Raw genomic sequence first — 13,371 nt, 5'->3', positions numbered from 1 at the left:
GCCTGTTCAGGCGCGCATGGCCCGCCAATAGCTCCACAAGCGCTGCATCGCCGCAAACCGGGACTCGACATAGGGCAGACCGCCTCTGCGTTCCACCATGCGCAGGGCTGCCCCATTGGCAAGGGCCGGCAGAAAGGCGGGCCTGATCGCAGGCGGTATTTGCGAAAGGCGGCCTGTTACGGCCTTGAGATGGTCCTGTGCATAGGCCGCCAGCGCCAGCCGCGCGGCCTGCAACCCATCCGGCCCGGACGCCCATCCGGCATGGTCCGCGCCGGCGGCGGATAGAAGATCGCCGGGAACGTAGTTCTGCCCCAGCCGTCGCAACTGGGGCTCGCGGCGCAGAAGTCCGGCGGCAAGCGTTGCAACCCCGGCATGGCCGGCGGCATCCGCAACGACCGTGTCGGGCCTGCCGCCCAGTATCATGGCCGCAAGCATGATGATCGTGGATGCCGTTTCACCGGCATAGGCCTCGAACTCGGCCTGCGCGGGCATGGGGTCGTCGTAGAGGTCGAAGATGCGTGCTTCGAGGTAACGTTCAAAGGCATCGCGCGGCAGGTCGTATCGCTGGATCGTGTCCAGCAGCGCATGCGCAACCGGCGCGCCCTGCCCTTCATCCTGCGGATTTGCCAATCGGTCCCGCCACCATTGCAGGCGGATCTCTCCCGGCAGGGGTTGGCTCACCTGGGCGCGGATGCGCCCCGTCTCGATATCGAAGGCATAGAGAGCCGCCAGCGCATTCCGGCGGTCATCGGGCGCATAGGCCAGCGATACCGCGCGGTCTGCGTCGCTTTCGTCGACCAGCCTGCGGCATTCGGCGAAGTCGGCGGCAAGGCCCTCGTCCAAGGTCAGTCCACCGCGACGAGGGCCGCACCGACCGGTCGCCCCTCGAGAAGCATGATGTTGTAGGTGCGCACCGCCGCCCCGGTCGACATGGCGTCGCAGGACATGCCGGCGGCGTTGAAGCGGGCCGCCAAGGCGGCCGGGACGCGCCTTATGTCGGCCCCGGTACCGAAAAGCATGAAGCGGATTTCCGATTCTTCCAGCGCCTTCAAAAGCCGCTCGCCCGAAAAAGGCGCCTGCGCCGTCCCAGTCCAACCGTAAAGGCCGGACGGCAGGCACAGGAGAGAACCGCGATGCGACATGCCTCCGAAGCGGAAGCCGCCATTGCCGTAAGCGTCGATGGGCACCTGCCGCGGCAGATGCGCATCCCGGGTTTCGGCGGTTTCCTGCGCCAAGCTCAGGCTTCCTTTGCCGCGCCGGCGGAGGCGGACTCGGCCTTGTCCATGGCGGCCTTTTCCGGCCGAAGCTTGAAGTAGATCAGCATCGGGCCGGCGATGAAGACCGACGAGTACACGCCCACGATAACGCCGACGATCATCGGCGCAACGAAGTTGCGGATCACGTCGCCGCCGAAGAAGTACAGCGCGACGAGCGCGAGGATCATGGTGGCGCCCGTCATGATCGTACGGTTCAACGTTTCATTCAGCGACAGGTCGATCAGCGTATCCAGCGGCATCTTTTTGTACTTGCGCAAATTCTCGCGCATGCGGTCGAAGACGACGATGGTGTCGTTGAGCGAGTAGCCGACGATGGTCAGCACCGCGGCGATACTGGTGAGGTTGAACTCGGCCCGCATCAACACGAAGAAGCCGATGGTCATGATCACGTCGTGCGCCGTCGACACGATGGCGCCGATGGCGAACTGCCATTCGAACCGCACCCAGACATAGACCATGATGCCAAACATGGCGCCGAGAATGCCCAGCACGGCTGCGATGGCCAGCTCGTTGGAGACGGATGGACCGACGACTTCCACCCGCTGGAAGTCGTAATCCGCCGACAAGGCAGCGCGCACGGCGTTGATGCTGGTCTGTGGCGTTTCCTGGTCGGCGCTCTGCGCCCCGAAGCGGATCAGCACATCGCGCGCGGAGCCGAACTCCTGCACCTGCGCCTCGCCTTCGATGATGGGCACAAGCGCCGCGCGGATGGCGCCGACATCGGCCTCAGGTCCCTTGGACTGCGCCTCGATGACCGTGCCGCCGGTAAAGTCGATGCCGTAATTGAGACCCATCGTGGCCAAGCCACCCACCGAGGCGATCGACAGGATGAGCGTTATGGCGAAGCCAATGCGACGCACCGCCATGAAGCGCACATTCGTCTTCTCCGGGACGAAGGTGAAGAAGCCGCGATGCACTTCCTTGGGGCGACGATGCTTGACCCAATAGGCGACCAGCCAGCGCGTCAGCGTGATGGCGGTGAAGATGGTGGTGAGGATGCCCAGCGCCAGGGTAACGGCGAAGCCCCGCACCGGACCGGAGCCGAGGAAGAACAACACCGCCGCCGCGATGAGCGACGTTATGTTGGCGTCCATGATCGTGCCGAACGCCTTGTGGAAGCCGGCGTCGATCGACTGGATCACCGAGCGGCCCTGTTTTCGCTCTTCCAGTATTCGCTCGTAGATGAGCACGTTGGAATCCACGGCCATGCCCATGGTGAGCACGATGCCCGCGATGCCCGGCAGTGTCAGCGTTGCCCCCAGGAATGACAGGAGGGCCACCAGCAGGATGATGTTGATGATCAGCGCGATGTTGGCGATGAGGCCGAGAAAGCCATAGGCCGCAAACATGAACACGATCACGAAGATGCCGCCGATAATGCCGGCCATCTGGCCGGCGGCGACGGAATCCGCGCCGAGGCCGGGGCCGACGGTGCGCTCTTCCAGGATGTTCAGATTGGCCGGAAGCGCGCCGGCGCGCAGCAGCACGGAAAGATCGTTGGCCGTCTGCACGGTGAAATTGCCGGAGATCTGTGCCTGCCCGCCCAGGATCGGCTCGCGGATATTGGGCGCCGACAGCACCTTGTCGTCGAGAACGATGGCGAAGGGGCGCCCGACATTCTGCTGGGTCACCGCGCCGAAGCGCTGCGCCCCGCGCGAATCGAAGCGGATGTTGACGACGGCCGCGTTGGTCTGCTGGTCGAAGCCGGCCTGCGCATCCGTCAGGTTTTCACCCGACACCATCACCTGGCGCTGCACCAGAATGGGCATCGCCGGATTGTCTGTGGTGTAGAGCAGCTCCGATCCGGCGGGCGCCGGCTGCTGCCCGGCGGCAACGGCCTCGGCGGAATGCTGCAGATCGACCAGGCGGAAGGTCAGCTGCGCGGTCTGGTTCAACAATGCCTTCAGGCGCGCCGGATCCTGCAGGCCCGGCACCTGCACCATGATTCGATCAACGCCCTGGCGCTGGATGACGGGCTCCGTCGTACCGAGTTCGTCGACGCGGCGGCGCACGACCTCGATCGACTGCGAAACGGCGGTCGACAGACGATGGTTGATTCCCTGCTCGGTCAGGGTCAGGCGGAATGTGCCGGATTGCGGCTCGGCAAGATCGACCTCGGTGATCGTGCCGCCGGCCATCATGCCGGACGAGACCGGGTCGGTCAGGGGGCGCAGCGCGGTGCGTGCCGCGGCAGCCTGCGCCGGATCGCGCAGGCGGAACTCGACGCCGCCATTCACTTCGCGCAGGTCGGTAAAGCCGACATTGCCATTGCGCAGTTGCAACTGCGCGTCGTCGCGCACGGAGTTGAGGCGCGCCGTTACCAGCGATGCACGGTCGATTTCCAGGAGGATGTAGGAGCCGCCCTGAAGGTCGAGACCAAGGGTCATCGGCCTGTCGGGCAGCCAGCCCGGCATGGCCTCCAACTGGCGCTGGGTCAGGATGTTGGGAAGGGCGAAAAGAACGCCCATCGCAACGACCAACCAGATGAGAATGGATTTCCAGCGCGAGAAGTAGAGCATGGCCGTTCCGGGAAAGGGCTTTAAGCCGCCTGCGCGGCGCACACCGTATCAATGATTTGCTGAACGCAAGCGCCCGGGGTCGAAAACCCGGGCTGTTCAGCCGCTTGTGAGGCGGAACAAAGGCTATTTCGTGTTGGCCGCCGCCGGCTCGCCCTTCACGCGGACGTCGCCGATGGTCGACTGAAGCACGCGGATCTTGACCTGCTCGGAAATCTGCACCTCGAGCTCGCCATTGTCGAGAACCTTGGTCACCTTGCCGATGATGCCGCCGCCCGTCACCACCGTATCGCCACGGCGAACATTGCGCAGCATCTCGTCACGCTTCTTCATCTGGCGGCGCTGCGGCCGAATGATGAGGAAGTACATGATGGCGAAGACGGCCACGAAGGGCAGGATGGTGATGAGCAGGCTTTCCGTTCCGCCGGCGGCACCTGCGGTCTGGGCGTAAGCCGGGGATACGAACATGGTAGCTCCTGGTTGATCAGTGTTCGAGGGTCTTTACGAAGTGGCCGCAATATACGAACGGTCGGTCCGAATGCAATAAGGCTGCGTCATAGACCCATCGCGTCGGCGTGATGAGCGCCGCAACCGGGTGCCAGCAGGGAGAGCGCAATCATGGATATCCATCGGCAACAGGATCTCGAATCGACGCTGTCGCGCATCGCGGCCGCGCTGGAGAGGATCGCACCTGCCCCGGACCGCGCCCCCGATCTTTCCACTGCGGACTGTTTCGTGTTCGAGCCGCCGATGACGCTGCGCCCGGTGCGGCAGGTAAGCCGCGTGCCGATATCGCTTCTGACCGGTATCGACCGCGCCCGCGACATCCTGCTAACCAATACGAAGCGCTTTGCCGAAGGCCTGCCCGCCAACAATGCGCTTCTGTGGGGCGCGCGCGGCATGGGCAAATCGTCTCTGGTCAAGGCGGCGCATGCCGAGGTGAACGCCCTGGTGCCGCAAGCCGCCCTGAAGCTGATCGAGATCCACCGCGAGGACATCGATCACCTGCCGGCGTTGATGGGTTTCCTGCGCGAAAGCCCTTACCGGATCGTCCTGTTCTGCGACGACCTGTCGTTCGATCATGACGACACCAGCTACAAATCGCTGAAGGCGGTGCTGGATGGCGGCGTCGAGGGCAGGCCCCGCAACGTCGTCTTCTATTCCACGTCGAATCGCCGGCATCTTCTGCCGCGCTCGATGATGGAGAACGAGCAGTCCACGGCGATCTCGCCCGGCGAGGCCGTCGAAGAGAAGGTCTCCCTGTCCGATCGCTTCGGCCTGTGGATCGGCTTCCATGCCTGCTCGCAGGACGAGTATCTGGCCATGGTGGACGGCTATCTGGCTGCCTATGCGGTTTCGCACGACGCGCAGGATGCAAGGCGCGCCGCGCTGGAATGGTATACGACGCGGGGCAGCCGGTCCGGGCGCGTGGCCTGGCAGTTCGTGCAGGATTACGCGGCAGAGCGCGGGCACGTAATCGATTGACGATCTGCGGACGCAAAAAGGCCCGGCTCGGGACGACGAGCCGGGCCGACACTCCAACTGACGCAGTACGCTACTGGAGGTAGGTCATCGGGTTGACCGGGGACGAGTCCTTGCGCACTTCGAAGTGCAGCATGGGCGCGTCCGTATCGCCGGTCATACCCGCCTTTGCGATATCCTGCCCGCGACGCACATTTGCGCCCCGCTCGACCAGGATTTCATCGGCATGGCCGTAGACGGTGACCAGGCCGTTGTCGTGTTTGACAAGAACCGTCTTGCCGAATTCCTTGAGGCCCTCGCCGGCATAGATGACGACGCCGTTCTCGGCGGCCTTGACGGGCGTGCCGCGCGGCACGGAAATGTTGAGGCCGTCATTGCGGCGGCTGCCGACCTTGTCGCCGAAGCTCTTCACGACCCGGCCCTGCACCGGCCAGCGGAACTGCGAGATGCCGGTGGATTCGGGCGCCAGAGCCGCCGTCTGCTGCTCTGTCTGTTCCTCCACCGTGGTGCTTGCCACGGCGGCCGGCTGGCTCTGCTGCGGCTGGCTGGCTGGCGGCGTCTGCGCCGGCGTTGCGCTGGCCTGCACCGGAGCCGTTTGCACGGGCGTCGTTGCGGGTGCCGCGCTGGGCGTCACGTGCGCCGCCTGCTCCTGCAGTGTGGTAGGCGGCGTGCCCAGCGAAGCGACGCGGGTATTGGCGGCACCGGTGTTGGCGCCGGCGGGAAGCTGCAGCACCTGGCCGATGCGGATATTGTCGGAGCTCAGGCCGTTTGCCGCGCGCAAATCGGCCACGCTGACGCCGGCCCGCCGTGCGATGCCGCCGAGCGAGTCACCGGATTCCACCGTGATCCCGCCACCCGAAGGCGCACGGGATGCGGTCTGGACCGGGGCTGCGCTTTGCGCGGCAGCCGGCGCGGCCGACGGAGGCGGCAGTTCGGAGCGGCTGACGGGCGATCCGGCAGATGGCTGCGGCGTATAGGTGGCGCCGCCGCCCTGCTGGGCCGGATAGGCACCGTATGCGGGCTGCTGCGGCGCCTGGGCATAAGCCGGCTGCTGTGGCGCACTCTGCGGAATGGCTCCCGTGTAGAAGCTGTCCTGCAGGCGTGTCGCGTCACTGCTGCAACCGGCGACGGCTGTTGTGACGGCCAGCAGACCGGCAATGCGCATGAGCTTGCCACGTGTCACTTTCAATTCGCCGAATGTCATTTCCGTCCCCGTGCCAACGCCATCACAGTGGACACATAAGAGCGCGTTAATCTTACCGCGTGGTTAAGCCCGACAATTGATTACGAGGAAATTTGTTCAACTTCGGGAGAGGAGCGTAAAAAACGCGCCTCAGAGGGCCGCTGCCCTGCCCGCCTTCAACGGCTGCCACCACACGGTCCCGACGACCGCGTCCTCCAGCCTGCTGCCCGCCTTTTCATGGCGTACCAGCCGTTGCATGCCGCTGCCCGGCCCGACGGCGCACAGCAGGACCCCGTGCGAGGCGAGTTGCTCCACCAACGGCTTCGGCACGCCCGGCACGGCGGCGTGCACGATGATGCGATCGTAGGGGCCGCCTTCGGCATGGCCGCGTGCGCCGTCATCATGAATGAAGGTGATATTTTCGAAGCCCAGTGCCTTCGCCCGCTCGCTCGCGTCCAGATAGAGGGTGCGATATCGCTCGATCGTGGTGACGCGTGCGCCCAGCCGCGCCAGAAGCGCGCTGCAATAGCCGCTGCCGGTGCCGATCTCCAGAATACGGCTGTCCGGCTGTACTTTCAGCGCCATCAGGCAGCGCACCGTCAGTTCGGCGCTGGGCATCGTCTCTCCGCAGGGCAGCGGAAAGGACTGTGCGGCATAGAGGTCGCCCCGCACGCCCGGCAAAAAGGCGCGCCGTGGCACGGTTTCCAACGCCGACAGCATCCGCCCGTCGGCCCCAAGGCGCGACCGCATGGACAGGAGAAAAGCCGCAAGCTGCTCGCGGTCGGCCTCCGTGCCGGGGCGCGCGCCGCGCGTCTCAGACAAAGAGGTTCTCCATCTCGCGCCGCATCGCGTGGTCGGTGAGGTCCAGTTGCAGCGGCGTCACCGAGATGCGGCCATCGCGAATGGCGCCGATGTCGGAGTGCTCCATGTCGGCCCCCGCCTCGCGCCCGAACTTCAGCCAATAATACGGGAAGCCGCGCCCGTCGCGCCGCTCTTCAAGGCCCAGGCTGTAATCCAGCTTGCCCTGGCGCGTGACGGACACGCCGGCCACCGCCTCGGGCTGCACCGGCGGGAAGTTGACGTTGACCAGCGTTCCCGGACGGAACGGTACGGACAACAGCTTGCGGATCACGTCCGGGGCATGGCGCTCGGCCGTCTCCCACAGGGTTTCCCTGTCGGAGCCGGGCGTGAAGGCCTGGCTGAGTGCGACCGAACGCAAGCCCAGCATGGTGCCTTCGATTGCACCCGCGACCGTGCCCGAATACGTCACGTCGTCGCACAGGTTCTGGCCCGCATTGACGCCGGACAGGACAAGGTCCGGCGGCGCCGGCATCAGATGCTTGGCCGCCATGATGACGCAGTCGGTGGGCGTGCCGGACAAGGCAAACCGCCGTTCGGAGATGCGCCGCAAACGCAGCGGGGAAGACAGCGTCAACGAATGCGACAGCCCGCTCTGGTCCGTTTCCGGGGCGACGATCCACACCTCGTCGGAGAGCTCTGCGGCAATCCGCTCCAGGACGGCCAGTCCCTCGGCGTGGATGCCGTCATCGTTGGTCAGCAGTATTCTCATGAGCCTCAGGCGTCTTTCTCGATCCGTTCCAGGCCGCCCATATAGGGGCGCAATGCTTCAGGAATAATGATGCCGCCATCTGCCGTCTGATAATTTTCCATGACGGCGATGAGCGCGCGCCCGACGGCGGTTCCGGAGCCGTTCAGGGTGTGTACGTAGCGCGGCGGCTGCTTTTCGCCGGATGGGCGGTAGCGCGCCTGCATGCGGCGTGCCTGGAAATCGCCGCAGACGGAGCAGGACGAGATTTCGCGGAACGTGTCCTGCCCGGGCAGCCATACCTCGATGTCGTAGGTCTTGCGGGACGAAAAGCCCATGTCGCCTGTGCACAGCGTGACGACGCGGTAATGCAGGCCAAGCATCTGCAGCACCCGCTCGGCGCACTCGGTCATGCGCTCCAGTTCGGCGCCGGAGTTTTCCGGCGTCGTCACCGAGACGAGTTCGGCCTTGTAGAACTGGTGCTGCCGGAGCATGCCCTTGGTGTCGCGCCCGGCAGAGCCCGCCTCGGAGCGGAAGGACGGCGTCAGGGCCGTCACGCGCAGCGGCAGCGCGGCCTCGTCCAGGATCTGCTCCCGTACGAGGTTGGTCAGCGATACCTCTGCCGTGGGGATCAGCCAGCGGCCGTCGGTCGTATTGAACAGATCTTCCGAGAATTTCGGCAGCTGCCCGGTGCCGAACAGGGCTTCGTCCCGCACCAGCAACGGCGGCGACACTTCCTGGTAGCCGAAATTGCCGGTGGAGTTGTCCAGCATGAACTGGCCGAGTGCACGTTCGAGCCGAGCCAGCTTGCCCCGCAACACGGTAAAGCGGGCCCCCGACATACGGGCCGCCGCCTCGAAATCCATCAGGCCGAGCGCCTCGCCGAGGTCGTAATGCTCCAGCGGGGTGAAGTCGAACACCGGCTTGTCGCCCACGCGGCGCACTTCGACATTGTCGGATTCATCCGTGCCTACCGGCACGTCTTCCAGCGGAATGTTGGGAACCTGCGACAGCACGTCCTGCAGGTTGGCGTCGAGGCGGCGCTCCGTCTCCTCGCCCTCCTGAACCGCGCCCTTGATATCGGCCACTTCGCGCATCAGCGCATCGGCCCGCGCAGCGTCGCCCGCGCCTTTGGCCTTGCCGATTTCCTTGGAGACGTCGTTGCGGCGCCCCTGCAGGTCCTGCAGGCGGCGCAGATGATCGCGCCGCGCCTCGTCGAGACGGAGGATCTCGGCGGACAGCGGCGCCGCGCCCCTGTTCTTCAAAGCCGCGTCGAGAGCCTCGGGATTGTCCCGTATCCACTTGATGTCCAGCATATCGCCCCACCGATCGCCCGATTAATCGAGAAGGTGGAGCCGATGGCCGTCACATCAGCTCTGCGCCTCCCTTTCGGCAAGGCGTTCGGCACGCTTCTTCTCGATCATCCGGGCCGTAATGATGGAAATCTCGTAGAGAATGATGGTCGGTATCGCAAGGCCGATCTGGGACAGCGGATCGGGCGGCGTGATGACCGCCGCGACGATGAAGGCGATGACGATGGCCCATTTGCGCTTCGACGCAAGGCCAGCGGCCGAGACGATGCCCGAGCGCACCAGCAGCGACGACACGACCGGCAACTGGAACACGAGCCCGAAGGCGAAGATGAGCGTCATGATGAGCGACAGGTATTCCGACACGCGCGGCAACAGCGCGATGGTGGCCTGCCCGCCGCCGCCGGCCTGCTGCATGGACAGGAAGAACCACATGACCATCGGCGTGAAGAAGAAATAAACCAGCGCGGCACCGATCAGGAACAGGATGGGCGTCGCGACCAGGAACGGCAGGAAGGCCTCTCGCTCGTCACGGTAGAGGCCCGGCGCCACGAATTTGTAGAGCTGCATGGCGATAAGCGGAAACGCCAGGAAGAGGCCGCCGAAGGCCGCGATCTTGACCTGAGTGAAGAAGAATTCCTGCGGCGCGGTGTAGATGAGTTCGACCTTGCTCGCGTCCAGGCCGGCCCATGCCGTGCCGATCTGGTACGGGATGACGAGCAGGTTGAATATCTGCTTGGCGAAGGCGAAGCAGAACAGGAACGCAATGAAAAACCCGACGAGGCTCCAGATCAGGCGCCGCCGCAGCTCGATCAGATGCTCGATCAGCGGTGCCGAGGAGGCCTCGATCTCTTCCTGCCCGCTCTTCATGCGACCTCTCCGGCATTGCGTCTTTGCTCGCCCGAACCACCAGGCGCCGCATCGGTGGCGGCTGTTGTGAGCGGCGCCGCATCGGTTGCGGCTGCTGTCGGCGGCGTTGCATCAGTGGCGGTGGCCACCGGCGCAGGCTCCGCAATCGGCGATGCCGCCGCCGGCTCGGCAGGCGTAACCGCTGCGGCCGGATCGGCATCGTCCATGGGCCGCGCGCCGGCGTCGGCCGACGGAACCTTGGGCTGCGGGGCCTGCGTCGCCGCCTTGAGGGACGAGCGAATCTCGTCGCCGACCGACTTCATCGGGTTCATGGCCTTGCGGATGTCGTTGCGGGGATCGAGCTTCTTCAGGTCGCTCGCAGCCTTGCGCACATCGTCCATCTCGGCCTCACGCAAAGCATCGTCGAACTGCTTGCGGAAATCGCCCGCCATCCGCCGCAACTGTGTGGTGACGCGGCCGAAGGTTCGGAGCATGCCCGGCAGATCCTTCGGGCCCACCACGACAATAAGGACGACTGCTATGACCAGCAGTTCCAGCCAACCGACTTCAAACATGGGGCGCCTAACGTAGCGGAGTATGCGTGACCGGTCGGCGGGCCGAAGCCCGCCGAAAGCGCGGAATTAGATACGCGTCTTTTCAGCCGTGGTATCGCGGTGGAGGATCTCGCCCTCCTGGTGCTCCAGGTTACGGCGCTCCTGCACCGCTTCGGGCGTGTCCTCGTCGGCCATGCCCTTCTTGAAGCTCTTGATGCCCTTGGCCACGTCGCCCATCAACTCGGGGATCTTGCCACGGCCGAACAGAAGCAAGACGACCGCAAGGACGATCAACCAATGCCAGATGCTGAGACTGCCCATTCTGCTCTCCTGGATGCGATTTCGAATGCCCCGCCGCCCGGCATGGCCTGACAACTTCAAACACCATTATCCATCGCAGATCAACGCGAGATGGTGGCCAACGCGGACATAATCCCTGACGGCGCGATGAAATTCCCGTTTACGGTGCGATCATGGCCAATAAACGACGCAGCGTCAGGCAACTGCCTCGACAAGCCCTTGATATTCCGACCAAACTTCGGCGACGTCGACAGGCGTGGCTGACGGCTGGCCGATCAGCGCCATGGCATGCGCGGCACGGCGTGCCGCCTGCCCCGCCAGCACGGGCACAGCGCCCGCCACGGCGCGCATCTCGGCCATGTCGCCATTGCAATGCAGAACGATATCACAGCCGGCCTCTATCGCCTGCCCTGCCGATTCTGCGATCGGCGCGCGGAGCGCCTTCATCGAGATATCATCTGTCATCAACAGTCCGTCGAACCCTATGGTGCCGCGGATCGTATCCGCGATGACCGTGGGCGACAGCGTTGCAGGCCTTGCCCGGTCGATCGCCTCATAAAGGATATGGGCCGTCATGGCGGCCGGCAGGTCGGACAGGGCCTTGAACGGCCGCATGTCCACGGCCTCCAGCACCGCTCGGTCGGCATGCACATGCGGAAGGTCGTAATGACTGTCCACCTGGACACGGCCATGGCCCGGCAGATGCTTCATGACGGGAAGCACGCCCAGCGACAGCGCGCCCTCTGCCATTGCGCGGCCAAGCGCCGCGACGGCATCCGGATCGGCGGACAGCGCCCTGTCGCCGATAACGCTGTGCGCGCCGTCGAAGGCGACGTCCAGGCACGGGATACAGTCTGCATTGATGCCGTAGCGCCGCAGGTCCGCGGCCAGAAGACGGCCATGCGCCCGCGCGGCGGCAATCCCGGCCTGCCTGTCTTTGTCATAGACACGCCCGAGAGCCTGCCCGGCCGGCAGCGGATGGGCCAAGGGCGGCTTCAGCCGCCGCACCCGTCCGCCTTCCTGGTCGATGAAGATCGGCAGTTCCTGCCCGTCGCCGAACTCCTGCAGGCTGGCGCAAAGAGCCGTCAGTTGCCCGACGCTTTCGACGTTGCGGCCGAACAGGATGAAACCCCACGGGCGCTCATCGGCAAAGAATACGCGCTCGTCCGGCGTCAGCGCGGTTCCGGAGCAGCCGGATATCCAGGCTTTCCTGTGCATCCGCGTCAGCGTGTCACGAAGCATTCGGCCCCGGCGCGCTGCAACCGGCTGCAGACCTGCTCCGCTTCCGCGTAACTCGGCGCTTCGGCCCGGACGCGGTAGAAGGTTCCGCGATTCTCCACTGCCGCACTCTGAATGCTGAGCCGCGACCCGGACAGGATGTTGGCGTAGCGCAGCGAAGCGTCTCGCAGGGCCTGGCGCGCCTGCGCCTCGCTCGGCTGGGCCGAGAGCTGGACATAGAAGCCCGATCCGGTCGGCGCCGCCGGCATCTGGGCTGGCCGGGGCTCCGGCGCCAGCGCCGTCACCGTCGAAGCAGCGGAGGCCGATGGGCCCGGGGTCGCTGCCGGACGGCGCGCGGGCGCCGGCGTCGGCACGACGCTGACTTCCGGCGGCAGGGCCTCGGCGGCGGCTGGCGGCTCCACGGGAAGCGGCTGGGCCGCCGGCATGGAAGTCGGCAAAGAGACCTGGCCGGAGGCAAGCGCATCACGCTCGGCCGTGGCAGAGGCGATCAGCGCGGCCATCGGGTCTTCGTCGGCCGGTGCCTGGCCGGCAGACGGGACGCTTTCGGCTGCTGCTGCCGCCGCCATCGGCGCCGCTGCCCCGACGATGGTTCCGTCCGGGCGCACCTCGACCGTACGCACGCGGCGCGGCTCCAGCACGCCTGTCCGCCCCTCGGCCGATGCGGTGGCACCGTCGCCGTCGCCGTCGCCGGCAAGCGCTGCCATCCGGGCATCGAGATCCTCGTCGTTCAGCGGTATCTGGCTCTGGCCGATGGCCACACCCGGCAATTCGAACGCATCTTCGGCGGAGATATCGACAGGCTCTTCCTCGGAGGTGATCAGCGCCTCCTGCGTCGGAGCCGACGCGCCCTGCCCGGTGGCACGCTGGTAGACGGCCTTGTTCTGATTCGGAATTTCGCGTCCGCCCGGATCTTCCGGCCGTGTCTTGTAGGGCTGGGTATCGGCTGCGACCACCAGCGGCTCGCCGCTGCCGGCTCCGCCGCCGAACAGGCTGTTCCAGGCGACGGCGGCGGCGATGCTGATCAGCGCGACGCCGGCCACACCGGAAACGAAGGTAGCGCCGCGCTTGACGCCGCCCACTGCGGCAGGGCCGGGCCGGCGGTTGCGGCGACGGGC

At 65.8% G+C, this 13,371-nt stretch carries 14 protein-coding genes; 1 reads left to right on the top strand and 13 read right to left on the bottom strand.

Going from position 1 to position 13,371, the window contains the following annotated elements:
- Positions 1-6: 6 nt before the first annotated feature.
- The 4 genes from AUL31_RS12930 to yajC form a co-directional block, all read right to left on the bottom strand.
- Complete coding sequence (locus AUL31_RS12930; protein ID WP_060607188.1) at positions 7-843, bottom strand: phytoene/squalene synthase family protein; 837 nt, start codon at positions 841-843, stop codon at positions 7-9.
- 2 nt (positions 844-845) lie between these two features.
- Positions 846-1,235, bottom strand: a complete 390-nt coding sequence (locus AUL31_RS12925; protein ID WP_060607185.1) for an Mth938-like domain-containing protein — start codon at positions 1,233-1,235, stop codon at positions 846-848.
- Positions 1,236-1,237: 2 nt separating this feature from the next.
- Complete coding sequence (gene secD / locus AUL31_RS12920; protein ID WP_060607182.1) at positions 1,238-3,796, bottom strand: protein translocase subunit SecD; 2,559 nt, start codon at positions 3,794-3,796, stop codon at positions 1,238-1,240.
- Positions 3,797-3,919: 123 nt separating this feature from the next.
- A complete protein-coding gene (gene yajC / locus AUL31_RS12915; RefSeq protein ID WP_060607179.1) occupies positions 3,920-4,261 on the bottom strand; it encodes a preprotein translocase subunit YajC in 342 nt (113 codons plus the stop codon).
- Between the two features lie 150 nt (positions 4,262-4,411).
- On the opposite strand from yajC, the gene AUL31_RS12910 reads away from it, so the two are divergent.
- On the top strand, positions 4,412-5,278 hold the full coding sequence (locus AUL31_RS12910; RefSeq protein WP_060607175.1) for an ATP-binding protein: 867 nt from the start codon (positions 4,412-4,414) through the stop codon (positions 5,276-5,278).
- Between the two features lie 70 nt (positions 5,279-5,348).
- On the opposite strand, the gene AUL31_RS12905 is transcribed toward AUL31_RS12910, so the two are convergent.
- The 9 genes from AUL31_RS12905 to AUL31_RS12865 all read right to left on the bottom strand — a co-directional run.
- Positions 5,349-6,479 (bottom strand): peptidoglycan DD-metalloendopeptidase family protein, encoded by a 1,131-nt coding sequence (locus AUL31_RS12905; RefSeq protein ID WP_060607172.1) that lies wholly within the window; start codon positions 6,477-6,479, stop codon positions 5,349-5,351.
- A 129-nt stretch (positions 6,480-6,608) separates the two neighbouring features.
- A complete protein-coding gene (locus tag AUL31_RS12900) occupies positions 6,609-7,280 on the bottom strand; it encodes a protein-L-isoaspartate(D-aspartate) O-methyltransferase (protein ID WP_060607169.1) in 672 nt (223 codons plus the stop codon).
- Entirely contained in the window at positions 7,273-8,028 is a 756-nt protein-coding gene (surE, locus tag AUL31_RS12895) for a 5'/3'-nucleotidase SurE (RefSeq protein WP_060607164.1), read from the bottom strand. The genes AUL31_RS12900 and surE overlap by 8 nt, the downstream gene beginning before the upstream one ends.
- Before the next feature lie 5 nt (positions 8,029-8,033).
- Positions 8,034-9,320: a serine--tRNA ligase gene (gene serS, locus AUL31_RS12890; protein ID WP_060607161.1), complete on the bottom strand. Its 1,287-nt coding sequence runs from the start codon at positions 9,318-9,320 to the stop codon at positions 8,034-8,036.
- Between the two features lie 54 nt (positions 9,321-9,374).
- Entirely contained in the window at positions 9,375-10,184 is an 810-nt protein-coding gene (gene tatC / locus AUL31_RS12885) for a twin-arginine translocase subunit TatC (RefSeq protein ID WP_060607158.1), read from the bottom strand.
- Positions 10,181-10,738 carry a Sec-independent protein translocase protein TatB gene (gene tatB / locus AUL31_RS12880; protein WP_073469296.1) on the bottom strand — a complete coding sequence of 186 codons (558 nt, stop codon included), beginning with the start codon at positions 10,736-10,738 and terminating at the stop codon, positions 10,181-10,183. Before tatB ends, tatC begins: the two co-directional genes overlap by 4 nt.
- A gap of 66 nt (positions 10,739-10,804) precedes the next feature.
- A complete protein-coding gene (locus AUL31_RS12875; protein ID WP_060607153.1) occupies positions 10,805-11,038 on the bottom strand; it encodes a twin-arginine translocase TatA/TatE family subunit in 234 nt (77 codons plus the stop codon).
- A 174-nt stretch (positions 11,039-11,212) separates the two neighbouring features.
- On the bottom strand, positions 11,213-12,259 hold the full coding sequence (gene nagZ, locus AUL31_RS12870; protein ID WP_143190235.1) for a beta-N-acetylhexosaminidase: 1,047 nt from the start codon (positions 12,257-12,259) through the stop codon (positions 11,213-11,215).
- Positions 12,241-13,371 (bottom strand): SPOR domain-containing protein (locus AUL31_RS12865; protein ID WP_192842526.1); only part of this gene is annotated, 1,131 nt, incomplete at its 5' end. The genes nagZ and AUL31_RS12865, both read right to left, overlap by 19 nt.

The sequence above is a fragment of the Aureimonas altamirensis genome (genome assembly GCF_001463885.1).
Lineage (GTDB): Bacteria > Pseudomonadota > Alphaproteobacteria > Rhizobiales > Rhizobiaceae > Aureimonas > Aureimonas altamirensis.
The sequence above is the reverse complement of the archived record's forward strand: the minus strand, read 5'-3'. Positions and strand labels throughout refer to the sequence as shown.

Excerpts from the sequence above, each read along its gene's own strand:
- secD (WP_060607182.1), bottom strand. The coding sequence starts at position 3,796 with ATGCTCTACTTCTCGCGCTGGAAATCCATTCTCATCTGGTTGGTCGTT.
- yajC (WP_060607179.1), bottom strand. The coding sequence starts at position 4,261 with ATGTTCGTATCCCCGGCTTACGCCCAGACCGCAGGTGCCGCCGGCGGA.
- surE (WP_060607164.1), bottom strand. The coding sequence starts at position 8,028 with ATGAGAATACTGCTGACCAACGATGACGGCATCCACGCCGAGGGACTG.
- tatB (WP_073469296.1), bottom strand. The coding sequence starts at position 10,738 with ATGTTTGAAGTCGGTTGGCTGGAACTGCTGGTCATAGCAGTCGTCCTT.
- nagZ (WP_143190235.1), bottom strand. The coding sequence starts at position 12,259 with ATGCTTCGTGACACGCTGACGCGGATGCACAGGAAAGCCTGGATATCC.
- AUL31_RS12905 (WP_060607172.1), bottom strand. The coding sequence starts at position 6,479 with ATGACATTCGGCGAATTGAAAGTGACACGTGGCAAGCTCATGCGCATT.
- serS (WP_060607161.1), bottom strand. The coding sequence starts at position 9,320 with ATGCTGGACATCAAGTGGATACGGGACAATCCCGAGGCTCTCGACGCG.
- AUL31_RS12875 (WP_060607153.1), bottom strand. The coding sequence starts at position 11,038 with ATGGGCAGTCTCAGCATCTGGCATTGGTTGATCGTCCTTGCGGTCGTC.
- tatC (WP_060607158.1), bottom strand. The coding sequence starts at position 10,184 with ATGAAGAGCGGGCAGGAAGAGATCGAGGCCTCCTCGGCACCGCTGATC.
- AUL31_RS12910 (WP_060607175.1), top strand. The coding sequence starts at position 4,412 with ATGGATATCCATCGGCAACAGGATCTCGAATCGACGCTGTCGCGCATC.